This window comes from Actinoplanes sp. NPDC051475 (assembly GCF_040689425.1).
Lineage (GTDB): Bacteria > Actinomycetota > Actinomycetes > Mycobacteriales > Micromonosporaceae > Actinoplanes.
In genome coordinates, this window is sequence record NZ_JBFAZZ010000001.1 from 68,032 (window position 1) to 90,376 (window position 22,345).

Genomic DNA, 22,345 nt, shown 5'->3' on the forward strand with positions numbered 1-22,345 from the left:
TGTTACCGCTGTGTGTGCTCGCGTTGCGCCCTCGGCGAACCGGCCCGGTGCGCTGCGCGCTCGCGCGCGCGGGCGGATAGGGTCGTTGTCATGACCCACCAGGTGCATGCCTTCGAGCCGCCGGAGCGGTTCGTCGCCGGGACGGTGGGAGAGCCGGGCGACCGGACGTTCTTCCTCCAGGCCCGCGGCGGCGGCCGGGTGGTCAGCGTGGCGCTGGAGAAGGTCCAGGTGTCGCTGCTCGCGGAGAAGCTCGAGGAGCTGCTCACCGAGGCCACCCGGCGGTTCGGCGTCGAGCTGCCGGAGACCGGCCCGATCACCGTCAGCGACAACGAGCCCCTCGACACCCCGGTCGACGAGGAGTTCCGCGTCGGCACGCTCGGCCTGGCCTTCGACGTCGACACCACCACGGTCGTCATCGAGGCGATCGAGGCCGGCGAGGGCGACGCCGAGGCCGAGCTCGGCGGCGACGAGGACGACGAGGGCGCAAGTGACGACGACGAGGACGACGACGAGCCCGACGACGACCTCGACCGGCTGCGGGTCCGGCTCACCCCCGAGGCGACCCGCGCCTTCATCGACCGCGCCCGGCGCGTGGTCGCCGCCGGCCGCCCGCCGTGCCCGCTCTGCGGCCAGCCGCTCGACCCGGCCGGCCACCTCTGTCCGCGGCACAACGGCTACCACCGGTGACGACGGAGCCGGCCTCCGTGCTCGCCGAGGACGAAGCGCTCGAGCTGCTCAGCCGCGGGACGATGGAGGTGGAGGGCCGCCTCGTCGACGCCTCGAACACGACGCTGCGTGCCGAGATCAGCCTCGACGGCCTGACCGCCCGCTGCGTCTACAAGCCGGTGCAGGGCGAGCGCCCGCTGTGGGACTTCCCGGACGGCACCCTGGCCGGCCGCGAGGTCTCGGCGTTCCTGGTCTCGCAGGCCACCGGCTGGGGGCTGGTGCCGCCGACGATCCTGCGGGACGGCCCGCTCGGCCCCGGCGCCTGCCAGCTGTGGATCGACGAACCGGAGGACGCCGATTCGCTCATCGGTTTCGTCCCGGCTTATGACGTACCCGCGGGGTGGCTGCCGGTGGCCTCCGCCCGCGACGAGGACGGCGACGCGTACGCGCTGGCCCACGCCGACGACCCGCGGCTGTCCCACCTCGCCGTCCTGGACGCGGTCATCAACAACGCCGACCGCAAGGGCGGCCACGTCCTGTACGCCCCCGGCGGCCGCATCCTCGGGGTCGACCACGGCGTCTCCTTCCACGTCGAGAACAAGCTCCGCACGGTGCTGTGGGGCTGGACGGGACGGCCCCTCCCGCCGGAGTCGGTCGAGGTGCTCACCCGCCTGGACGCGGAGCTCGGCGGCGCGCTGAGGGAGCGGCTCGAGGAGCACCTGACCGTGTCCGAGGTGCAGCATGCCCAGCTGCGGGTGCGCCGCCTGCTGCGTGGGGGCCGCTTCCCGAAGCCGCCGCGGGACTGGCCGGCCGTACCGTGGCCGCCGGTCTGAGTCTTTACTCACGCCGCGCCGAAACTGTCGGTGGGGCTCGATAGGCTCGTGACCATGGACGCATGGACCGGGCACGACGTGCCGACCCTGCCGGGAGAAGCCGCCCCGCCGGCCCTGTTCGACTCGGCCCGCCGCGAGATCGTCCCCACCTCACCCGGGCCCACCGCGACGATGTACGTCTGCGGCATCACGCCTTACGACGCGACCCACCTGGGCCACGCCGCCACCATGATCACCTTCGACCTGGTCCAGCGCGCCTGGCGCGACGCCGGCCTCGACGTGCGCTACGTGCAGAACGTGACGGACATCGACGACCCGCTGCTCGAGCGCGCGGCCCGCGACGGCGAGGACTGGATCGTCCTGGCGATGCGCGAGACCGCCCTGTTCCGCGAGGACATGGAGGCGCTGCGGATGATCCCGCCGACGCACTACGTCGGCGCCGTGGAGTCCATCCCCGCCATCGCGCAGCACGTGCGCGAGCTGATCGCCGACGGCTCCGCCTACCCGCTGGAGGACGGCACCGGCGACGTCTACTTCTCCGTCGGCGAGGCACCGTCCTTCGGCTACGAGTCGCACCTTTCCCGCGACGAGATGCTGAAGCTGTCCGCGGAGCGCGGCGGCGACCCCGACCGGGCCGGCAAGCGCGACCCCCTGGACCCGCTCCTCTGGCGCGGCGCCCGCGACGGCGAGCCGGCCTGGGACGGCGGCGACCTGGGCCCCGGCCGCCCGGGCTGGCACATCGAGTGCGCCACCATCGCCCTCGGCCTGCTGGGCACCACCATCGACGTCCAGGGCGGCGGCAACGACCTGCTCTACCCGCACCACGAGTGCTCCGCGGCCCACGCCGAGCGCCTCACCGGCGAGGCCCCGTTCGCCTCCCACTACGTGCACGCCGGCATGATCGGCCTCCACGGCGAGAAGATGTCGAAGTCGAAGGGCAACCTTGTCTTCGTGTCCCGCCTGCGCGGCGACGGGGTGGACCCCATGGCGGTGCGCCTGGGCCTGATGGCCGACCACTACCGCACCGACCGCCAGTGGACGGACGACGTGCTCAAGACGGGCCAGGCGCGGCTGTCCCGCTGGCGCTCGGCCGCCGCGGCGGCCTCCGGCCCGTCGGGGGAGGGGCTGCTGGCGGCGGTCCGGGAGGCATTGCACCAGGACCTGGACACGCCGGCCGCGCTGGCGCTGGTGGACGCGTGGGCGGACGCCACGCTGTCCGGCGCGGGGGACGACGCGGGGGCTCCCGAGCTCATGGCCCGGACGGTGGACGCGCTCCTCGGCATCCGCCTGTAGCTCCCGGCCCCGCGCAGGTCGCGAGTCGAGCGAGGTCCGCCTGTCGCTCCGGGTCCCGCGCAGGCCGCGGGTCGGGGGACGTCCGCCTATAGTGCGGAGATGGACGCCCATTCGCCCAGCGCCGGGACCGTCTTCGGTCTTCCGGCGGCACTCCGGTCGCGGGGCTCCTCGCGTTCACCGGCCGCGACCGCCCGCGGCCGCGCGACCCTCGGCTGATGGGCGGCCGCCGGCTCTGGGGAGTGACGCCCCGGCAGAGCGTGGAGGCGGCCTGCCACGACCACGGCATCGGCACGGTCGTCGCCGCCTGCGTGACGTTGCTGCACGGCGGCGAGGCCGACCCTGCGCTGATCGCGGCCCTCGCCGGCCCGCGGGCGCCGCAATTCCTGGACGCGCCGCCGGAGCAGCGCTATTGGCTGCGGGTGTGGGGCGCCCGCGGTCTCATGTGGGCACCCTGGGACGCGTCGGCGACGGCTGCGATCCTGGTCGCCCTCGGCGACGAACATTGGCGGGTACGGGAGATGGCGGCCAAAGTCACCGCCCGGCACCGGCTGACGGTCGCCCAGGAGTCGCTGGCCGCCCTGCTCACCGACGAGAACGAACGGGTCCGCGCCGCCGCGGCCCGCGCTCTACGCCTGCTCACCGGCTGACCGCGCCCCTTTTGGAGCCCGATCTCGATGCCGCCCTTTCGGCGGGGCCGGGCCGGCCCGCTGCTCCGAGGTGGCGCGGCGTTCATGCGACCGCGACCGCGACCGCGACCGCGACCGGAACCTGCGTCCGGTGGCGCGGGCGGCCACCGGACGGCCGTGGATCAGGCGGTGGTCAGCGCCGGATAGTCGGTGTAGCCGGTGTGGTCGCCGCCGAACGCCTTGGTGTAGTCGGGCTGGTTGAACGGGCCGCCCGCGGCCAGCCGCTCCGGCAGGTCGGGGTTGGACAGGAACAGGGCGCCGTACGAGACCAGGTCCGCCTCGCCGGTCTCGACGAGCTTGAGCGCCTCCGGGCCGGTCCAGGCACCCGGCGTGTACGGGTTGAGGATCACCGGCCCCTGCCACCGCTCCCGCAGCTGCGGGGTGAACTCGGTGTCGGGTCCCTCGGCGACGTGCAGGTACGCGAGCCCGAGCGGGTTCAGCTCGGCGATCAGCGCGAGGTACGTCTCCCGGTGCCCGTCCTCGGCGATGTCGTTGAACGGGTTGGACGGCGAGATCCGCAGTCCGACCCGGTCCGCGCCGATCGCGGCGGCGACGGCCCTCGCCACCTCGACGGTCAGCCGGATGCGGCCCTCGACGGTCCCGCCCCACCCGTCCGTACGCACGTTGGCGTTGGTCGACAGGAACTGGTGCAGCAGGTAGCCGTTGGCGCCGTGCAGCTCGACGCCGTCGAAGCCGGCCTCGATCGCGTTGCGCGCGGCGTCGGCGAAGTCCGCGATGGTCTCCCGGATGGCGTCCTCGTCGAGCGGCTCGGGGGTGACGAGGTCCTGGAGGCCCTCGGCGGTGTGCACCTGGCCGGCGGCGGCGACCGCGGAGGCACCGACCGGCGTGGCGCCGTGCAGGCTGGGGTGCCCGATCCGGCCGCTGTGCATGAGCTGGGCGAAGATCAGGCCGCCGCGCTCGTGCACCGCGGCGGTCACCGGCTTCCAGGCCTCGATCTGCGGGGCCGTGTGCAGGCCGGGCGTGTTGACGTAGCCCTGGCCCACGGCGGACGGCTGGGTGCCCTCGGTCACGATCAGGCCGGCGGCGGCCCGCTGCCCGTAGTAGCGCGCCATGAGCTCGGTGGGCGTCCCGTCGGGCCCGTACGCCCGGCTCCGGGTCATGGGTGCCATGACCACGCGGTTGCGGGTGGTGTAGCGGCCGAGCCGGATGCCGTCGAAGGCGGTCGTCATGACTAACTCCTGTCCTGGGCAGCGATTTCGCTGTTCAGGACAGGCAATCTCTTCCGGGCCGGTTTTCTTCCGGAGCCGCTCAGTGATCACGGTCACCCGGCCGGCGCTACGCTGGCTGCCATGACGACTGCGCCGGGCGCGGCCGCGAGCGGGCCGCTCAGCCACGCGATCTTCCGGCTGGCCCGCATCCACCAGCTGCTCGCCGGCCGGCTGCTGCGCGGTGTCGGCCTGCATCCCAGCCAGGAGCTGCTGCTCATGCGTCTCTGGGAGTCGGGGCCGCAACGCCAGACCGACCTCGCCGCGGAGCTCGGCACCGACTCGGCGAGCACGACGCGCATCGTGCAGCGGCTGGAGGCCGCCGGCTACGTCCGCAGGCTGCCCGACCCCGCCGACCGCCGCGCCTCGCTGGTGGCGTCCACGCCGGCCGGTGACGAACTGCGGACCTGCGTCGAGCGGATCTGGGCCCAGCTCGAGGAGCTGACGGTCGGGGACATGACCGAGGAGCAGCGCGAGACGGCCCTGTCCAGCCTGCGCACGCTGGAGGAGAACGTGCTCGCCACCGAGGAGGGCTCGCGCTGCGGCATGCCCGCCGGCAAGCGCGGCGTCACGCGAGGGTGAGGCCGGGGTCCGGGTCCGGGTCGGGAGCCGGCGCGGGGATGCGGTACTCCTCCGTCAGCGTCGTCATCGGGCCGGGCCAGGTCGCCTGCGCCACCTCGATCGGCTTGCGCGTCTCGTCGAACGCCACGTGCAGCAGGTGCAGCACCGGCGTGTCCGGGCGGATCTGGAGGATCTCCGCCTCCTCGCGGCTGGGCTGCCGGGCGCTGATGGTGTCGGTCGCCGACGCGTAGCGCCGTCCGATCGCCTCCTCCGCCTCCTGGTAGAGGGGGCGCCCGTACGCCTCGGCGCGCTCCAGCGAGGTGCCCGTCGCGTCGGTCACCCGGAACCAGGAGGCGCCGACCTCGACGGTGGCGTCGTCGGCGCGGACGAGGTGCCGCCGGACCAGCATCTCGGTGCCGTCGCGGACCCCGAACGCGTCCGCGACCTCGGCCGGCGCGGGCTCCCGGCCCACCCCGGTGAGCTGCTGGCGGTAGCGGGCGGCGAGATCGGCGTGGTAGCCGCGGTGCACGCCGTAGCGGCCGCGGGAGAGCCGGTTGAGCCGGCGACGGGTGCCGCGCACGTACGTGCCCGAGCCCGGCTTGGTGATCAGGATGCCCTCGACGCGAAGCTGGTCGACCGTGCGCTGGACGGTCTGCTTGGCGACGCCGAACATCTCCGCCATCGCCGGGATCGAGGGCAGCCGTTCGCCCGGCTGCCAGTCGCCGCGCCGGATGCGCTCCTTGAGCTGGGTGGCGATCTGCCGATGCGGGAACTCGGCGGCGCCGGGATTGATCGTCATGCTGCGACCTCCAGAGCGGACCTCTAGACCCTAGGTTCCTAGGATGCCGTAGGGGGTGTGCGCCGGGCGGCAGCGACACGCGGGGAGACAGGACGGACGGCGTGGCGTGACCGCGGAGGCGGGCGACGCGCGGCATCCTCCGCCACTGGGCACCTGCTCGTCATCGGGCGACGCGGCCCCCACTAGGCTGTCCCGCCATGGAGGCTCTGCGATTGATCCTGCGCTACGCGCACCTCATCGGCTTCGCGCTGCTGCTCGGCGGCGCTGTCGCCCAGTTCGTCTCGGGCAAGCTCCGGATCAATCCGGCCATGCTGTGGGGCTCGATCATCCAGGTCCTGACCGGCCTGGCGCTGTCCGCGCCGCTGCGAGGCGGCGGCGACGACGAGCCCAGCCCGGTCAAGCTGGCGGTGAAGCTGGTGATCGCCATCCTGATCTTCGTGATGGTGTTCATCCCGTGGCGGCGCAAGCGGACGGACGTCAACCGCGGCCACTTCATCGGCATCATCGCCCTGACGCTGGTCAACGCGGCGGTGGCGACCTTCTGGCACTAGGGGGTGCCTCCGCGGGACACCCCCTGATCCGCGCCTACCAGGAACCGGCGGTCGGGCCGGCCGAGCCGCCCCGGCGCCGCAGGTACTTCTCGAACTCGCTGGCGATCTCGTCGCCCGTCAGCGGCTTGATGCCCTCGTCGCCGACCCGCTCCTCGAGCTCGCGGACGTACTCGCCGAGCTCGGCGTCCTGCTCGGCGGCGGCCCGGACCCGCTTCTCCCACTCGTCGGCTTCCTCGGCGAGGTCGGCCAGCGGCACCGGCAGGTCGAGGACGTCCTCGAGCCGGCTGAGAAGCGCCAGCGTCGCCTTGGGACACGGCGGGTTGTTCGCGTAGTGGGGAACGTGCACCCAGAAGGACAGGGCGTCGAGCTCAGCGCGTCCGGCCGCCTCCTGAAGCACTCCCACGATGCCCGTGGGGCCGTCGTAGCGGGTCGGCACGACCTTGTACTTGTCGGCGACGTCCTTCTGCGACGCGGTGCCGCTGATCGGCAGCGGGCGGGTGTACGGGACGTCCGCGAGCAGCGCGCCGAGCAGCACGATCCGGTCGACCTCCAGGCTGTGGCAGACCTCGAGGATCTGCTCGCAGAAGGTGCGCCACTTCATGCTTGGCTCGATGCCGCGGATCAGCACGACGTCGCGTTCCGTACCGGGCGGGCTGGCCACGCTGAACCGGGTGGTCGGCCACTCGATCTTGCGGGCCTCGCCCTCGGCCATGGTGATGGTCGGCCTGCTGACCTGGAAGTCGTAGAACTCCTCCGGGTCGATGGTGGTGATCTCCCGGGCCTGCCACACCTGCTCCAGGTGCTCCACCGCGGCCGTCGACGCGTCGGCGGCGTCGTTCCACCCTTCGAAGGCGGCGATCGCCACGGGGGAGCGCAGCAGGGGAAGGCCGTCGAACTCTGTCACGATGCCAACCTTTCGTACCTCAGTGCCTCAGAGCCTACGTGGCGTCACGGAATCCCACCCGGCGGCGCCCCGGGCGTGCCCGCGGGGCCGGGCCGCCAGAACTGGCGGGGCGCGTAGCCGTCGCGGCGCAGCCAGTGCTCGGTGTAGACGATGCGCGTCGCCGGCACCACCACCAGCGGGCCCAGCGGCGGGTCGTCCAGTGACCGTGAGCGTTCCACGTGATCGGACTGCCAGCGGACCGCCGGCCAGTGAGCGGCGAACTCCGGATCCTCGGGCGACAGCACGCGGGCCTCGCCGAACACCTGGGCGCCGCGGCTGCTCGCCTGGCCTACCAGCGGCGCGAAGACGCCGATCGAGACGCGGGGGTCGGCGGCGATGTTGCGCAGCTTCGGCGACCCGGCGGCCGCCGTGACGAGCAGCGTGAAGCCGAGGTGGAAGTAGCGGACGGGGGTGGCCAGCGGGCCGTCCGGGCCGGTCGTCGCGAGGACGCACATGTTCTGCGAGGAGAGCAGATTGAGGATGCGTTCCTCGAGGCGGTCCTGCGGCAGGCGGCGGCTGGGCGAGGGACCGGCCAGCCAGGGGTTGGTCATGGGCATGCGTGATCGTGACACACCAGGGCGGGCAGGCCGGACAGATCGTCGACCGTCGCGGCCGGGCGGAAGCTGTCGGGGTCGTCGCGCAGCGCCGCGGCCCCGGCGTAGCCGGCGTTGGTGACCAGCACCGGCCGCATCCCGGCGCGGGCCGCACCCCAGTGCTCGCGGCTGCCGCCGTCGCCGACGAACCAGCAGTCGGCCGGCCGGACGCCCAGGCGCCGGGCCACCGTCTCGTACAGGCGACGGTCCGGCTTGCGGTAACCCTCCTGCCAGGAGAACACGGCGGCGTCGAGAAGCTTCGCGTACGGGGTGGACGGCCAGCTTTCGACCAGTTCGCTGCTGCAGTCGCTGATGAGGCCCAGCCGGAAGCCCGCCGCGCGCAGCGTCCGCAGGGTGGTCAGCGCTTCCGGCCGGGGCCCCCGCATCCCGGCGGCTCCCCGCAGGTGGGCGGCGACGGCGGCGGTGAGGGCGGCGTCGGACGGCGCGGCGCCGCACCGCCGGGCGACCGCCTCGAGCGTGGCGCGGGTGTCGCCGAGGAGCCCGCAGACACGCTCGGGGAAGGAGCCGGACATCGCCGTCCAGAAGGCATCGGCGGGCACGCCGAGCGCGGCGGCGGTGGCGGAGAAGGAGGCCCGGCGCCCGGACTCCAGGGACGGATCGGTGAGGGTGCCGAAGAAGTCGAGGACGACGGCCTTCACCGGACGGCGTGCGGGGCGAGGACGGCGGCGCAGCGCAGGTTGCGGTAGTGGCCGCGGTAGTCGAGGCCGTAGCCCACGATCAGCCCGGGCTCCACGTCGAACCCGACGTACGTCGGCACATCGAACGCGGGACTGTGCGGCTTGCGCATGAGCGCGCAGACCGAGATGGAGGCAGGCCGCCGCTGCCGCAGGTTGGCGATGAGCCAGGACATCGTCAGCCCGGTGTCGATCACCGTCTCGGTGATGACGACGTCGCGTCCCGCGATCTCCAGATCAAGATCTTTGAGCAGGCGTACGGAGCCCGAAGCGCGCTTGCTCGTCGTGTAGGAGCGCATGGCCATCCAGCCGATCTCGACCTGGGTCTCCAGGGCGCGGGCGAGGTCCACGGTGAACGTCGCCGCGCCGCCGAGGACGCCGACGAACACGAGCTCGCGTCCCGCGTAGTCCTTGCCGATGGCGCGGGCCAGTTCACCGACCCGGGTGAGGATCTCGTCCTCGCTCAGCAGCACCGATGCCAGATCGCCCGCCACATGCTCGGCGTCCACTCGTCCCCCCGGAGGTCGGCCGGCCGATTCTGCCCGGAATCCTGACACGCGGGGCCGCCGCGGCCAACACGGTCGTCGCCCGCTCGGCTGACGAGCCGGCCGGGACCAGCCGTTGGGGATCTGCCGGTGATCTACATCACCGGGTCCGCAGGCGGCGGTCGCAACGGTGGTGCTTACTGCGGGTGACGAAGCCCTGCCCCTTACCGATCGCCGTGGCGGGACCGGCTCGCGCGCCGGGGATCCGCTGGTGGGGAGGGGAGCCGGCGGACACGAGGCATTATCCCGCTGTTCATGACCCTCCTGACCGGAGGGCGGAAGATTTCGCCGTTTGTCCAGATCTCGGGCCGGGCCTTTATGCTGCGAAACGGTCTCCTGTAATGTCCGCGCGTCTCACTATTCATGTATTCATCACGACGGTGGAGTTGTGGCATGGCACGACGGTTCACGCTCGACGAGATCCGCACCCGTACGTACAAGGATCGCGACGCGTGGTGGACCGTGTGGCTCGTCGACCCGCTGGCATCGAGGCTCGTCTGGCTCGTCGCGCCGGTCCGGTGGATCACACCCAACCTGCTGACGATGGGCGCCTTCCTGCTCGGCCTCGTCACGGCCTTCTGCTTCGCCCAGGGTGACTACAAGTGGCTGGTCGCCGGCGCGATCGCATTCCACTTCAGCTTTGTGCTCGACTGCATGGACGGCAAGATCGCCCGGCTCAAGGGGACCGGCTCGCTCTTCGGCTCCTGGCTCGACTACGTCTTCGACCGCCTGCGCGTCGTCACCTGCGCGGTCGCCCTCATGTACGGCCAGTACGTGCAGACCGGCAACGTCCACTTCCTGTGGATGGCCGGCCTGGTCATCTTCCTCGACGGCTTCCGCTACCTGAACGCCCTGCAGATGGGCAAGGTCAAGAGCGACATGCGCCGCCGCCTGGAGGCGGCCCAGGGCGAGGGCGCGGCCCGCCCCATGTTCGTCGAGGAGACCGATGCGGAACACCCGGTCGGCACGGCGGTCGCCACCGGATCGGCCACCGACGGTACGGGCGCCGAGCGGCCCGTGGTCGACGTGTACGGCGACTTCCGCACGAAGTTCAGCACCTTCGTCCGCATCCGCAACATGCTGGTCCGCCAGCGGATCCGCGCGCACCTGTTCAGCGGCATCGAGTTCCAGATGTTCGTCTTCATCGTCGGCCCGCTGACCGCGCAGATCATCCCGGTCACCCTCGCGTCGGGTGCGCTGCTCACGGCGTTCGAACTGCTGCTGATCTACAAGCTCTGGACGGCGACCCGCAGCTACACCCGCCAGATGGCGAAGATGGGCGTGACCTCGGAGGCGCAGGCCGAGGCGGTGGCCGCCGCGGCGGGTGTGGAGCCGGTCGAGCAGGTGGTCGAGGCCGATCAGCTCGGCACCGACACCGTGGTCGCGCCGACAGCGTCCGCCCGCCCCTGACCCCTCGTCGCGCCCCCGGGGGGTTCTTGGCCCCTGGTCTCTCGCGGTGCGCCGGGGCGTGCGGCCCCTGCCGGAGGCGGCGGTGGCGTGGCAAGCTGACCCGCCATGGACGCAGTGGTGGTCGCCGGTGGGCTGCTCGTCTGCGTGGCCGTACCCGTCGCGCTCGGGGTGCTCGCCGTCGTTCTCGGCCGCCGGCGCGAGCGCGAGCGCCGTGAGGCGTTGCAGGCCTGGGCGGCCGCCAACGGCTGGATCATCGTGACCCGGCCCGACGTGGACTGGAGCTCGCGGCTGCCAGGACGCAACCGCCGGGGCGTCACGCTGGCCCTGACCGGCCCGTTGTGGGGGCGCCACGCGAGTGTCGCCGATTACTCGTACACCGAGACGAGCACGACCAGCACCCCCGACGGCCAGGGCGGCACCACCCACGGCACGCGGTCCACCACCCACCACTTCACGGTGCTCGTCGTCCACCTCGACCGGCCCTCGCCGTACCTGGGCGTACAGCCGCGCGGCACCCTGTCGAAGTGGGGGCGGGCGCTGTTCGGCTCCGGGGCGACGCTGGGTCACGAGCGGTTCGACAAGGACTTCCGGGTGGTGGGGGAGCCGGCCGGTTCCCCGTACCCGTTGAGCCCGGCCCTGCTCGCCGCCCACGTCGACGGCGCCGTGCCGGCCTGGACGCTGCAGGGCACGGACCTGATGACCTGCACGCCGGGCCGGCTGAAGGATCCGGCGACGATCCCGCACCTGCTCGGGTCCCTCTACCGGGTGGCGGACCTCCTCACCGGCCGTACGCCGAGGGGCGGCTCCCCGCAACCCTGAGACCTGGGCCCGCTATGTCCGCATAATCGGAATCGTGGAGGATCATCCGCTGGAGGTCGGCGAGGACGCGACCACCTTCTTCCAGCCGCGGGCCATGGTGTTCGTGACGATGCTGTGGGTGATCGCGCTCGGCGCGCTGGTCTGCACCCTGCTCGTGCTGCTCGGCGCGTACGCGCTGGGCGGCGTCCGCCCCACCGCAGCCGGCCTGGTGACGGTGCTGGAGGCGCTGCTCATCGGCCCGGTGATCGCCGCGGCCGTGATCGTGCTCGTCGCCTGGAACCGCTTCGGCTGGCTCAAAAGCTCGATGCAGGGCCTGGAATTCGGCGCCACCGGCCGGCGCGGCGTCCACGTACCCTGGCCGGCAGTCGCCTCGGTGGGGCTGCGCCGCTGGGGGCCGTTCACCGAGCTGGTGATCACCCCCACGGCGATGAACGCGGTCACCGAACTGCCAGGTCGGGGCCGGCGCCCACGAGTCCTGCGCCGCGACTCGGGGCCGGCGTTCGTGGTGGACGTGGGCCTCATGTCGCCGGGCCCGGACGTCCTCCTCGCCGAGCTGCACCGCCGCATCCCCACCCGCGTCTGACCTCGCCTCGCGCGGTTGAGGAGGGCCGGCGTAGCCCGCGCCTGGCCGTTCGGGTCCGCCGTGCGTGCCCGGTTCGGTGATCGTCCTCAGCGGGCCGCGATGCCGGGTCCGCCGAACGTGACCGGCACGCCGGGGGAGTAGAGGACGCTGACCGGGGGGCCTGGCATCGGCGGCAGGCCCGCTGCGCGGATCAGGCCGTCGTCGAGGTCCAGCAGCTCGGCCCGGAACAGCGGCCATCGCGGGTGCTCGTTCGGCAGGTGCACCGTACGACCCCAGGCCCGCGTGTGCAGCCCCCACCGTGCCGTCAGGAAGTGCTCGACGGGCGACGGCTCGTCCAGCGGTGCTCCCGGGCGTACCGAAAAGGCGGTCTCGGCTCCCCGCGGCCCGGGCCATCGTCGCGTGCTGGCGTAGCGCAGCACGCCGTCGGTCTTCTCCAACGACATCCGGGACCATTTGTACGGCAGCCGCAGCAGCGCCTGCGCCGTGAGTACGGGCAGCAGCCGCTCGGCGTCCAGCGACAGGAACACGACCGCCCGCCGGCCCCGGTCGTCCACGCTGTAAAGGCGCACGTTCGTCTCGAGGAACGTGCCCAGGTACGGCATGCCCGGGCCGCGCAGCGGTCCGAGCCCGACCATCCGGAACCCGATCAGGCCGACGTAGGTGACGCCGTCGAGGGTGTCCGGCACGGTGCCGGGCGGCAGGAACGGGGCCACGGTCGCCGGCGGGACGGCCCAATGCAGGAACGCCAGGTCGTGCCAGCTCTGCACCAGCCACGACCGCCGCACCGGCCGCAGCGTCTCGGGCGTGACGTCCTCGATCCGCACGCGCCCATGATGCACCGCGTCGCCAACCCGCGGCGCCTCGGTGCCGCTCCTGTCGCGGGCGGCGCAGGACCGCTCCGGGCCGCCGCGTCGAGAGTCGTGCGATCAGGCGACGGCCACTCCTGGCTCTGTCGCAGCGGTCACACCAGGCCACGCCGGGGGTTCGGGCGGGGAAGAATGGGGGGTGACGAATCCGGCTCGGCGGCTCGGGAGGCCTGCTCTGACACCACGACAACCGGCTGCGGTGCTCTTCGACATGGACGGCACGCTGGTCGACAGCGAGAAGGTCTGGGACGTCGCGCTGCATGAGCTGGCCGCGCACGCGGGCGGCACGCTGTCCGAGTCGGCGCGTCTGGCGATGATCGGCAGCAGCATGGCCTCCTCGATGCGCATTCTGCGCGAGGCCCTGGGCCAGCCCGACCGCGACGAGCCCGCCGACGTCGAGTGGCTGGAGCGGCGCGTCGAGGAGCTGTTCGCCGAGGGCCTGGTCTGGCGTCCCGGGGCGATGGAGCTGCTGCGCGCCGTCCGCGAGGCCGGGTTGCCGACCGCGCTGGTGACCTCGACCGGGCGCCGGCTCGTGGAGGTCGCCCTGGACACCCTGGGCCGGGAGAACTTCGACGCGGTGGTGTGCGGCGACGAGGTGTCGGCCCCCAAGCCTGATCCCGCGCCGTACCGGACCGCGGCGGGGCTGCTCGGGGTGCGGATCGACGAGTGCGTCGCGATCGAGGACTCGCCGACCGGGATGGCCAGCGCGGTCGCGTCGGGGGCGGCCGTCCTCGCCGTGCCGGCCGAGCTGGAGCTGCCGCCGACCGACGGCGTGCACCTGCGGGACACCCTGGTCGGCGTGGACCCGGACTACCTGGCCACGATCTTCAGCCGCGTCACGACCTGACCCCGTGCCGGCCCGTCCGCGCCGGCACCGAAGCGAAGAAGGGCCCTGGGATCACTCCCCGGGCCCTCCCATCCGCACGATCGCGCGCAACAGCCCCCGTCTGACCGGTCGCGCCCGGTCGCGCCCGTCCTCGTTGGTCGGCGCGCGATCGCGCGCCCGGGCCGTCAGTCGTGGGCGATGGCTCCCAGCACGTTGAGCCGCGCAGCCCGGATCGCCGGCAGCACCGCGGCGATCACCCCGACCAGCGCGGCCAGCACCAGATACGTCCCCATCCGCGACCACGGCAGCACGAGTTCCGTGATTCCGTCGCTCTTCAGCGCCCGGGCCACCGCCGTACCCATGCCCGCGCCGACCGTCACGCCGAGCAATGCGCCGAAGACCGAGATCACGACCGCCTCGACCGTCACCATGCGCATCGTCTGCGCCCGGCCGAGCCCGACTGCGCGGAGCAGGCCCAGTTCCCGGGTGCGTTCGAGCACCGACAGCGCCAGGGTGTTGATCACACCGAGCACGGCGATGAGGATCGCCAACGCCAGCAGGACCTGGATCATCGTGATGAGCGTGTCGAACGTGGCGGCCTGCTGGTCCACGAACGCCGCGGCGTCCGTTGCCGACACCTCCGGGCTGTCCGCGACCAGCGCCTTGACCTGCGGCAGCACCGCCGAGACCGGGACTGCGTCGTCGAGGCGGACGAACCCGAGGACCGGCTGCGGGATGCCGAAATCTTGGGTTGCCGCAGACGGCAGCATGATGCTGCCGGGCAGAGCGTCTTCCGGGTACGTGGCCACGACCGTGTAGCCGTGCGGCTCTCCGCGGGACGCCTGGACCGTCACGGTGGATCCGGCCTGCCAGCCGTGCTTCGCCGCCTCGGGGACGCTGACCGCGATCTGGTCGTCCTTCAACGTCGCGAGCGTGGTGCCGGACCCGTAGGTCTGTGCGAGCGCGGCCAGGTCGTCGGAGGCGTTCACCCACTGCTTGCGGCCGTCGATCAGCACCTGGTCGTTCCACAGGCCGGCTGCCGCCCGTACCCCCGGGATCTGTGCGGCCCGGTGCACGACGGCCGGATCGTACGTCGGCGGCCGGGGACCGTTCTGGTCCCCGCTGATCATGATCTGGGCCTTGAGCACCCGGGCGGCCTCGGCCTTGAGGCTGCTCTTGGCCGAGTCCATGACCACGGTGACGCCGGTGACCAGGGCGATGCCCACCATGAGGGCGGCGGCGGTGATCGCCGTGCGGCGCGGGTTGCGGCCCGAGTTGAGCCGGCCGAGGCGGCCGGGCAGCGACCACGAGAACAGCCGGCCGAGCAGCGCGACCACCGGGCGGCTGATCAGCGGCGTCAGCAGCGCCACGCCGACGAACGAGACGAGTACGCCACCGAGGATCAGCCACAGCCCGCCGTTACCGAAGAGGCCGACGCCCAGCGCTGCGGCACCGGCCGCGGTGACCACGCCGCCGGCGACGCTCAGCCTGGTCAGTGGCCGGTCGGGCGTCGCGACGTCCTGCATGGCCGCCACCGGTGCGATCCGCGAGGCCCGCAGGGCGGGCAGAACCGCGGCGACCACCGTCACCAGGACGCCGATCACGAAGGAGCTGATCACGGCCGAGGCCGGCACGGCGATCGGCGCCAGCTCCAGGCCACCCCCGGCGAACGACCCGAACAGGTACGCGAGCAGCGCACCGACCCCGACTCCGGCAGCGAGCCCGAGCACCGCCGCCACCAGGCCGATCACGATGGCCTCGACGAGTACGGAGGTGATGACCTGCCGCCGGCTCGCGCCCAGCGCCCGCATGAGGGCGAGCTCGCGGGTCCGCTGCGCCACGATGATCGAGAAGGTGTTGAGGATGAGGAAGACGCCGACGAACAGCGCGACGCCCGCGAAGCCGAGCAGGATCTGGCCGAAGAAGCTCAGCCCCTCCTGCAATTCGGCGGCATTCTCGTCGGCGAGCTGCTCACCGGTCTTGACCACGTACCCGGCGCCCAGCGCCGAGCCGATCCGGTCGCGCAGCTCCGCCGGGGTGACGCTGTCGTCGGTCGTGACCCGCACCGAGCTGTAGACACCGGTACGCCCGAGCATCAGCTTCTGCGCCACCGGCTCGGTGAACGCCACCTGTTGGGCGCCGCCGAGGCTGTCCCGGTCGCCGCTGAAGCCGAAGACGCCGACGAGCGTGAACTGCTTCTTCGGCTCGAGTGTCAGTACGCCGACCCGGTCACCGACCTTGAGCCCGGCGGCCTTCGCCACGGTCGCGTTGACCGCGATCTCGTCGGCGGCTGCCGGTCCACGGCCCTCCCGCAGCTTCACCAACGCGTCCGCGCCGGTCCAGGCGACGCCCATCCGCGGCGGCCCCGTCGAGGTGAGGACCTTGCCGTCGCCGCCGATCACCCGGGCGCCGTCGGCCTCCACGAGACCGGTCGCCGACCGTACCCCGGGAACGGTCTTGATCTTCTCCACCGTGTCCGCCGGCAGCGGGGCGGCGACCTCCTCGCCTTCGAGCTCGGAGACCTCCACCTTGGGCCGGGCGGTCACGCCGACGTCGGTGGTCGAGTACGCGCTGGCGAACACCGCGTCGAAGGAACGGCTCAGCGTGTCGGTGACCACGAACGCGCCGGAAACGAACATGACGCCCAGGACGACGGCCAGCCCCGACAGGATGAGCCGCAGCTTCCTCGCCAGCAGGCTCTTGAGGATGGCGCGCAGCATCAGAGCATCACCGGCTCGGCATGCGTGTCCAGCTTCTTCATCATGTCGAGGACGGTGTCGGCGGTCGGCGCGGCGAGCTCGTCGACGATCTCCCCGTCGGCGAGGAACACCACTCGGTCGGCATAACTCGCGGCGACCGGGTCGTGGGTGACCATCACGATCGTCTGATGGTGCTCGCGCACGCTGGCGCGCAGGAACGACAGCACCTCGGCCCCGGACCGCGAGTCCAGGTTCCCGGTCGGCTCGTCGGCGAAGATCACGTCCGGCCGCCCGATCAGCGCCCGCGCGCAGGCGACCCGCTGCTGCTGGCCCCCGGACAGCTGGCTGGGCCGGTGACCGAGCCGGTCGCGCAGCCCGACGGTGTCGACGACGATGTCCCACCACTGCGGGTCCGGCTTGCGCCCGGCGATGTCCAGCGGCAGCCGGATGTTCTCCTGCGCGCTCAGCGTCGGCAGCAGGTTGAACTGCTGGAAGATGAACCCGACCCGGTCCCGGCGCAGCCGGGTGAGCGCCCGGTCGCTGAGCTTGCTGACCTCGGTGCCGCCGACGTGCACGGTGCCGCGGTCGACCGTGTCGAGGCCGGCCAGGCAGTGCATGAGCGTCGACTTGCCGCTGCCGGAGGGGCCCATGATGGCGGTGAATCGGCCCTGCCCGAACTCCGCGCTCACGCCCCGGAGCGCGACGACGCGCGCCTCGCCCGAACCGTAGACCTTCCAGACTTCGCCGGCCCGGGCCGCCGCGGGTCGGTCGGCATTGCTCGTTGTCACTGTCGCTCCCTGCTCGTGTGTCGAGGGGCCGTCCGGGCATGGGCCGTCCCGGCTCCCCGTGGTCCGGCGGGGCAGGGCTGCCCCGCCGGCTCCGTCAGTCTTCCGGCGGCCGTCGCGCCGGGCGTCCGACCGAGGGCGGAGAGCAACGCGGAGATTTCGCTGCGGGACGCCACCTACGTCGGGTCAGGGTTTACCCCTGGATCCCACATGACGTCGTCGTGGCGGTTGACAGACGTCATCGGTGACGTCATATTGATGGCATGGACCTCACGCCGTACCTGGAATCGCTGCAGGCCGATCTCTCGGCCGCCGCCGCGCCCGGCGGACCGGACACCGCGCGGGCAGCGGAACTGCTCGGCCACGCCCTCGAGGCATCGGTCCGGCTGGCGCTGCTGCAGGCACTGTCCGACGCCACGGCGGAGATCACCACGCGGCTGCACGGCCCGGTCGTCGACGTCCGCCTCCGCGGGCGAGAGGCCGACCTCGTCGTCAGCCACGCACCGGCCGAGCCGGCACCCGACCCGATCCCCGCCCCGCCACCGGCCGCAGGCGACGGCGGCGACCTCGCCCGGCTCACCCTTCGGATGCCGGAGTCCCTCAAGGCGCATGTCGAGCAGGCGGCCGCTGCCGAGGGAATCTCGGTGAACGCTTGGCTGGTACGCGCCGTGACGGCCGCGGCAACGGCCCAGCCGCCGTCACCGCCGTCCGCGGCGGCCACGCGGCGCGGCCGCCGCATCACCGGCTTCGCGCAGGCCTGAGCCCGCGCCTTCTCACCGCACCACCCGGATGCGTACTCCACCAGCGAAGGAGCACTCCCGTGCCCGAGTTCGACCACCCCAGTCCCATCACCCTGTCCCTGCGCCTGCAGCGCGGTTCCGCGGAGGTCGTCGCCGAAGAGCGCGACACGGTACGCGTCGACGTGACTGCCCCTGACGGCACCGACGCCGCCGGGCAGTTCACCATCGCCTTCGACGGCGACACGCTGGCCGTGCACGCCCCGGACTCCGTCGGATGGGCCTGGCGCCGTACGGCCAAGGTCCACGTCGCCGTCCGCGTACCGCTGGACAGCACCGTCGCCGCGAAGTCGGCCGCCGCCGATCTGCGCCTCGCGGGCCGCTACACGACGGTGCAGGCGCTCCTGGCGTCGGCCGACGTGCACCTGGACCAGGCGACCGGCGACGTCCAGCTCAAGTCCGCGAGTGGCGACGTAACCGTGGATCGGGTGGGCGGCTCGCTGCGCATGAACAGCGCCTCGGGCAGCCTGCGCGCCGGTGACGTCATGCGTGACGTCAGTGCGGGTACGGCGAGCGGCGACATCGCGATCCGCCGGGTCGGTGGCTCGGTCAACGCCCAGTCCGCGTCGGGCGATCTGGAGATCGGCACGATCAGCCAGGGCCGGGCCGACCTGCGCTCGATGTCCGGGGACGTGTCGGTCGGCGTCACCCCTGGGACGGGGGTATGGCTCGACCTGACCACGGCGTCCGGCTCCACGTCGAGCGACCTGGCGATGGGGAACGGGCCGGCGGAAGGGCGCGGAGCGGCGAATCTGGAGCTGAGGGTGCGTACCGCCAGCGGCGACATCGATGTGCACCGCGCGCTCGGTCTCTCGGCCGCCGCCTGAAGGCCGGGCCGTGTGCCGGTTCATCATGTGCCCGCTGCCCGGACGTTGCCTGGTCGGGGCGGCCTCCGCGGCTGGGCGGGGTCTCGGCCGGACCGGCTCCGGCGGATCCGGACTCAGCCGCCCGGGCGGACCAGACCCGTCTCGTACGCCATCACGACCGCCTGAACCCGGTCCCGCAGCCGCAACTTCGTCAGCACGTGCCCGACGTGGGTCTTGACGGTCGTCTCGCTCACCAGCAGCGCCCGGGCGATCTCGGCGTTCGAGTGGCCCTTCGCCACGTGCACGAGAACTTCCCGTTCGCGCTCGGTGAGGGCATCGAGCGCAGGCGCCGCGGCGGTGGTCTCGGCGGCGGGCAGGATCTCGGCCATCCGGCTCAGCAACCGGTCCAGGATCGGCGGGGCGACGACCGCACCCCCGGAAGCGACGGTACGGATGGCAGCCACCAACTCCTCCGCCGGCACATCCTTGCCGAGGTAGCCGGAGGCCCCGGCGGCGACCGCCCCCAGCACCGTCTCGTCGGTGTCGTCCGCGGTCAGGATGAGCACCCGCACGGGCAGCCCGGCCTCGGCGATCCGGCGGGTGACGGTCAGCCCGTCGAGCCGCGGGAGCCGCAGGTCCATGACGACGACGTCGGGCAGCAGCCGCCGGGACAGATCGACGGCCTCGGCCCCGTCCCCGGCCTCCCCGACGACGGCCAGCCCACCGGCCCCGGCCAGCACCATCCGCAGCCCGGACCGCAGCATCGGCTGATCATCGGCGAGCAGCACCCGCACCGCGGCCCCGGCGGCCCCGGCCACCGCGGGGGTTCCGGTCACCGCGGGCGTTCCGGCTACCTTGGGGGTTCCGGCTACCGCGGTGGCTTCGGTCACCCCGGCGGCCCTGGCCACCACGGCAGCCCCCGACGCACCCGCACCGTCGCTCGCCGTCACCGTCAGCCTCCCCGCACCCGACTCCGGCGCTCACCCTAGGCGATCGGCAGACGGCGCCGGGGGTGCGGTCGGTCGGCCTAGGGCTGGCGGGGAACGGGCATCAGGGAGCCGTCGCTCGCAGTCCCGTTCGTGTCCGGGGCGGCGGCGGGGCGATCCGGATAGGGCGGCGGCGTGCCGCCGAACTCGGGGCAGAACTGCTGGTGGCTGCACCAGCCGCAGAGCCTGCTGGGCTTCGGCCGGAAGTCCTTCTCCTGCTTGGCGCGCTCGATCGCCTGCGACAGCGCCACCAGCGTGCGTTCGAAGCGTTCGAGTTCCTCCGCGTCGGGGCTGTAGTCGCAGATCTCCGCGTCCTTGAGATAGAGCAGGCGCAGGACCCGGGGCACCACCCCGCGGGTGCGCCACAGCACCAGCGCGTAGAACTTCAGCTGGAACAGCGCCCGGCCCTCGAAGGCCTCGCGGGGGGCGCCGCCGGTCTTGTAGTCGACCACGCGCAGGTCGCCGGCCGGGGAGACGTCGAGGCGGTCGATGTAGCCGCGGATCAGCAGTTCGTCGTCGACCAGCGTCGAGACGAGGCTTTCGCGCTCCGCGGGCTCGAGCCGGCGCGGGTCCTCCACGGCGAAGTAGCCGGCGAGCAGCTCGCCCGCGCTCTGCAGGAACGCCTCCAGCCGGACCAGGTCCGCCGGCGGCGGCTCAGGCATGCCGGGCAGGGTCTCCGCGAGGCCGGAGCCGGGCGGGCCGCCGTCGCCCAGGAGCGCGGCGGGGCCCGGAAGCGCGGCGGGGAGCGGGAGGCCGCCATCGCTCGGCAGCGCGGCGGGACGGTCGAGGACCGGGACGGGCGCGGGCACCTCGGCCGCCGCCTCGAACAGCTCCGACAGCGCCGGCTCCTCCTCCACCAGCCGTTGCCACTGCGGGGTCACGAGGGCCGCTGCCGCGTCCGGGGTTCGGTCCGCCGCCGGGAGGTCGAAGAGGCGTTCGAGGACCGCGTGGACCAGCGTGCCGCGGACCTGGTCGCGGGTGGGCTGCTCGGGGAGCCGGTCGATGGTGCGGAAGCGGAACAGCAGGGGGCAGGTCTTGAAGTCCGCCGCCCGCGACGGCGAGAGTGACGGCCCGGCAGGCCGTTCCCGGCCGGGCTCGGAAGGGGACAAAACCGTTTCTGCCGTCATGGGGGTAAGGCTAGGGGAGGGGTACGACGAAACCGGCGACGCGGGGCTCTCAGGCTCGGTCCGTAGCATCGACGCGTGGACGACAAGGGGCAGCGGACCCGGCCCGCCCGGCGGCGCGGGGCGCGGGAGGTCGGGCGGGTGCTCGGCATCCCGGTCTTCGTGAATGCCTCCATGCTGCTGCTCGCGCTGCTGGTCACGGTCGTCTACGGCGGATACGCGGAGAAAGAGCTCGGTCTGGCTCCGCCTTTCGGGTACGCGGTGGGCATGGGTTTCGTGGTCTGCCTGCTGGGTTCCGTCCTTCTGCACGAGCTCGGGCACGCCCTGACCGCCCGGCGGTACGGGATCGGTGTGCGCGGTATCACGCTGGAGTTGCTCGGCGGCTGGACCGAGATGGATCGGGACGCGTCGACGCCGCGCGTCGACGCGCTCGTCTCGCTGGCCGGGCCGGCCGTGTCGCTGGTGCTCGGCGGGGTTGCCACCGGCGCCGCGTTCGTGCTGCCCGACCGTACGGTCGCCGGGCAGATCGCGTTCCAGCTGGCCGCCAGCAACGTCATCGTGGCGATCTTCAACGTGTTGCCGGGCCTGCCGCTCGACGGCGGGCGGGCGCTGCGGGCCGGGTTGTGGGCGCTGATCGGGGACCGGAACCGGGCCACCGAGCTGGCCGCGTGGGCCGGACGTGGCATCGCGCTGCTCACCGGGTGCGCCGTTTTCACGCTTTACCGGCTGAACCTGCTGACCCTGTTCGGCCTGGCTTTCATCCTGCTGGTCGTTTTCACGCTGTGGCAGGGCGCCGGGCAGTCGATGCGGCTCGCGCGGATGACGCGGCGGTTCCCGCTGGTCGACCTGACTACTCTCGCGCGGCCGCTTTTCGCCGTACCGTCGGGGACGTCGATCGCGGAGGCACAGCGCCGCGCCGATGCGACGGAGCCTGCGCGCAAGGGTCTGGCTGTTGCTGATTCCAGCGGGCGGGTGGTCGCGGTGGTGGACGGCACCGCCGCGGCGGCCGTGCCGGCCGGACGGCGGCCCTGGGTGAGCGTCGACACGGTCGCGCGGGACGTGGCGCGGCTGCCGGCCATGCGGGTCGGGCTCACCGGCGAGCAGGTGGTCCGGGCCGTGCAGGCCCACCCGGGTGCGCAGTACGTGGTGACCTCAGGCGAGGATGTCGTCGGCGTGCTGCACGTCGCGGATCTGGCCGAGCTGCTGGAGCCGCGCCGTCCGGCCCGCCGTGCCGCCGCCAGGTAACCAGGAGA

General features: G+C 72.9%; 24 protein-coding genes. 13 read left to right on the plus strand and 11 right to left on the minus strand.

All coding sequences use genetic code 11. From position 1 onward, the window contains the following. Positions 1 to 90 precede the first annotated feature (90 nt). From AB0368_RS00325 to AB0368_RS00340, 4 genes are all read left to right on the plus strand, one after another. Positions 91 to 687: a DUF3090 domain-containing protein gene (locus tag AB0368_RS00325; protein WP_366151562.1), complete on the plus strand. Its 597-nt coding sequence runs from the start codon at positions 91 to 93 to the stop codon at positions 685 to 687. A gap of 17 nt (positions 688 to 704) precedes the next feature. Further along, complete coding sequence (locus AB0368_RS00330; RefSeq protein WP_366152364.1) at positions 705 to 1,499, plus strand: SCO1664 family protein; 795 nt, start codon at positions 705 to 707, stop codon at positions 1,497 to 1,499. Positions 1,500 to 1,553: 54 nt separating this feature from the next. Then, positions 1,554 to 2,792 (plus strand): cysteine--1-D-myo-inosityl 2-amino-2-deoxy-alpha-D-glucopyranoside ligase, encoded by a 1,239-nt coding sequence (gene mshC, locus AB0368_RS00335; RefSeq protein WP_366151563.1) that lies wholly within the window; start codon positions 1,554 to 1,556, stop codon positions 2,790 to 2,792. 215 nt (positions 2,793 to 3,007) lie between these two features. Beyond that, positions 3,008 to 3,439 carry a HEAT repeat domain-containing protein gene (locus tag AB0368_RS00340; protein WP_366151564.1) on the plus strand — a complete coding sequence of 144 codons (432 nt, stop codon included), beginning with the start codon at positions 3,008 to 3,010 and terminating at the stop codon, positions 3,437 to 3,439. 161 nt (positions 3,440 to 3,600) lie between these two features. On the opposite strand, the gene AB0368_RS00345 is transcribed toward AB0368_RS00340, so the two are convergent. Then, complete coding sequence (locus tag AB0368_RS00345; protein WP_366151565.1) at positions 3,601 to 4,668, minus strand: alkene reductase; 1,068 nt, start codon at positions 4,666 to 4,668, stop codon at positions 3,601 to 3,603. Between the two features lie 120 nt (positions 4,669 to 4,788). Here AB0368_RS00345 and AB0368_RS00350 point away from each other — a divergent pair, with 120 nt between their 5' ends. After that, a complete protein-coding gene (locus tag AB0368_RS00350; RefSeq protein WP_366151566.1) occupies positions 4,789 to 5,286 on the plus strand; it encodes a MarR family winged helix-turn-helix transcriptional regulator in 498 nt (165 codons plus the stop codon). On the opposite strand, the gene AB0368_RS00355 is transcribed toward AB0368_RS00350, so the two are convergent. After that, complete coding sequence (locus AB0368_RS00355; protein ID WP_366151567.1) at positions 5,273 to 6,064, minus strand: GntR family transcriptional regulator; 792 nt, start codon at positions 6,062 to 6,064, stop codon at positions 5,273 to 5,275. The genes AB0368_RS00350 and AB0368_RS00355 overlap by 14 nt on opposite strands. A 197-nt stretch (positions 6,065 to 6,261) precedes the next feature. Here AB0368_RS00355 and AB0368_RS00360 point away from each other — a divergent pair, with 197 nt between their 5' ends. After that, on the plus strand, positions 6,262 to 6,615 hold the full coding sequence (locus AB0368_RS00360) for a hypothetical protein (RefSeq protein ID WP_366151568.1): 354 nt from the start codon (positions 6,262 to 6,264) through the stop codon (positions 6,613 to 6,615). A gap of 34 nt (positions 6,616 to 6,649) precedes the next feature. Here the strand turns inward: AB0368_RS00360 and AB0368_RS00365 are convergent, their stop codons facing one another. From AB0368_RS00365 to hpt, 4 genes are read right to left on the minus strand one after another with little or no spacing between them, the layout of a single operon-like run. Then, a complete protein-coding gene (locus tag AB0368_RS00365; RefSeq protein ID WP_366151569.1) occupies positions 6,650 to 7,519 on the minus strand; it encodes a PAC2 family protein in 870 nt (289 codons plus the stop codon). 44 nt (positions 7,520 to 7,563) lie between these two features. Beyond that, positions 7,564 to 8,115 (minus strand): pyridoxamine 5'-phosphate oxidase family protein, encoded by a 552-nt coding sequence (locus AB0368_RS00370; RefSeq protein ID WP_366151570.1) that lies wholly within the window; start codon positions 8,113 to 8,115, stop codon positions 7,564 to 7,566. Further along, the gene (locus AB0368_RS00375; RefSeq protein ID WP_366151571.1) at positions 8,106 to 8,810 is read right to left on the minus strand and encodes an HAD family hydrolase; all 705 of its coding nucleotides are present in this window, start codon (positions 8,808 to 8,810) and stop codon (positions 8,106 to 8,108) included. The genes AB0368_RS00370 and AB0368_RS00375 overlap by 10 nt, the downstream gene beginning before the upstream one ends. Beyond that, positions 8,807 to 9,355 carry a hypoxanthine phosphoribosyltransferase gene (hpt, locus tag AB0368_RS00380; protein WP_366151572.1) on the minus strand — a complete coding sequence of 183 codons (549 nt, stop codon included), beginning with the start codon at positions 9,353 to 9,355 and terminating at the stop codon, positions 8,807 to 8,809. The genes AB0368_RS00375 and hpt overlap by 4 nt, the downstream gene beginning before the upstream one ends. Before the next feature lie 429 nt (positions 9,356 to 9,784). Here hpt and AB0368_RS00385 point away from each other — a divergent pair, with 429 nt between their 5' ends. The 3 genes from AB0368_RS00385 (at position 9,785) to AB0368_RS00395 (ending at position 12,203) form a co-directional block, all read left to right on the plus strand. Continuing rightward, entirely contained in the window at positions 9,785 to 10,801 is a 1,017-nt protein-coding gene (locus AB0368_RS00385; RefSeq protein ID WP_366151573.1) for a CDP-alcohol phosphatidyltransferase family protein, read from the plus strand. Between the two features lie 105 nt (positions 10,802 to 10,906). Then, positions 10,907 to 11,620: a hypothetical protein gene (locus tag AB0368_RS00390; RefSeq protein WP_366151574.1), complete on the plus strand. Its 714-nt coding sequence runs from the start codon at positions 10,907 to 10,909 to the stop codon at positions 11,618 to 11,620. A 34-nt stretch (positions 11,621 to 11,654) separates the two neighbouring features. After that, the gene (locus AB0368_RS00395; protein ID WP_366151575.1) at positions 11,655 to 12,203 is read left to right on the plus strand and encodes a hypothetical protein; all 549 of its coding nucleotides are present in this window, start codon (positions 11,655 to 11,657) and stop codon (positions 12,201 to 12,203) included. 86 nt (positions 12,204 to 12,289) lie between these two features. Here the strand turns inward: AB0368_RS00395 and AB0368_RS00400 are convergent, their stop codons facing one another. Next, positions 12,290 to 13,027, minus strand: a complete 738-nt coding sequence (locus AB0368_RS00400; RefSeq protein ID WP_366151576.1) for a DUF2071 domain-containing protein — start codon at positions 13,025 to 13,027, stop codon at positions 12,290 to 12,292. A 241-nt stretch (positions 13,028 to 13,268) separates the two neighbouring features. On the opposite strand from AB0368_RS00400, the gene AB0368_RS00405 reads away from it, so the two are divergent. Then, on the plus strand, positions 13,269 to 13,916 hold the full coding sequence (locus AB0368_RS00405) for an HAD family phosphatase (protein ID WP_366151577.1): 648 nt from the start codon (positions 13,269 to 13,271) through the stop codon (positions 13,914 to 13,916). A 164-nt stretch (positions 13,917 to 14,080) separates the two neighbouring features. On the opposite strand, the gene AB0368_RS00410 is transcribed toward AB0368_RS00405, so the two are convergent. Both AB0368_RS00410 and AB0368_RS00415 read right to left on the minus strand, forming a co-directional pair. After that, entirely contained in the window at positions 14,081 to 16,615 is a 2,535-nt protein-coding gene (locus AB0368_RS00410) for an FtsX-like permease family protein (RefSeq protein WP_366151578.1), read from the minus strand. Next, positions 16,615 to 17,382, minus strand: a complete 768-nt coding sequence (locus tag AB0368_RS00415) for an ABC transporter ATP-binding protein (protein ID WP_366151579.1) — start codon at positions 17,380 to 17,382, stop codon at positions 16,615 to 16,617. Before AB0368_RS00415 ends, AB0368_RS00410 begins: the two co-directional genes overlap by 1 nt. Positions 17,383 to 17,642: 260 nt before the next feature. Here AB0368_RS00415 and AB0368_RS00420 point away from each other — a divergent pair, with 260 nt between their 5' ends. Next, positions 17,643 to 18,140 (plus strand): toxin-antitoxin system HicB family antitoxin, encoded by a 498-nt coding sequence (locus AB0368_RS00420; protein WP_366151580.1) that lies wholly within the window; start codon positions 17,643 to 17,645, stop codon positions 18,138 to 18,140. Positions 18,141 to 18,199: 59 nt separating this feature from the next. Next, positions 18,200 to 19,003, plus strand: a complete 804-nt coding sequence (locus AB0368_RS00425) for a DUF4097 family beta strand repeat-containing protein (protein ID WP_366151581.1) — start codon at positions 18,200 to 18,202, stop codon at positions 19,001 to 19,003. 113 nt (positions 19,004 to 19,116) lie between these two features. Here AB0368_RS00425 and AB0368_RS00430 read toward each other — a convergent pair whose 3' ends face one another. Next, entirely contained in the window at positions 19,117 to 19,800 is a 684-nt protein-coding gene (locus AB0368_RS00430; protein WP_366152365.1) for a response regulator transcription factor, read from the minus strand. 209 nt (positions 19,801 to 20,009) lie between these two features. Further along, a complete protein-coding gene (locus tag AB0368_RS00435) occupies positions 20,010 to 21,095 on the minus strand; it encodes a PD-(D/E)XK nuclease family protein (RefSeq protein WP_366151582.1) in 1,086 nt (361 codons plus the stop codon). Positions 21,096 to 21,266: 171 nt separating this feature from the next. Here AB0368_RS00435 and AB0368_RS00440 point away from each other — a divergent pair, with 171 nt between their 5' ends. Then, positions 21,267 to 22,337, plus strand: a complete 1,071-nt coding sequence (locus AB0368_RS00440) for a site-2 protease family protein (RefSeq protein ID WP_366152366.1) — start codon at positions 21,267 to 21,269, stop codon at positions 22,335 to 22,337. Positions 22,338 to 22,345: the final 8 nt, after the last annotated feature.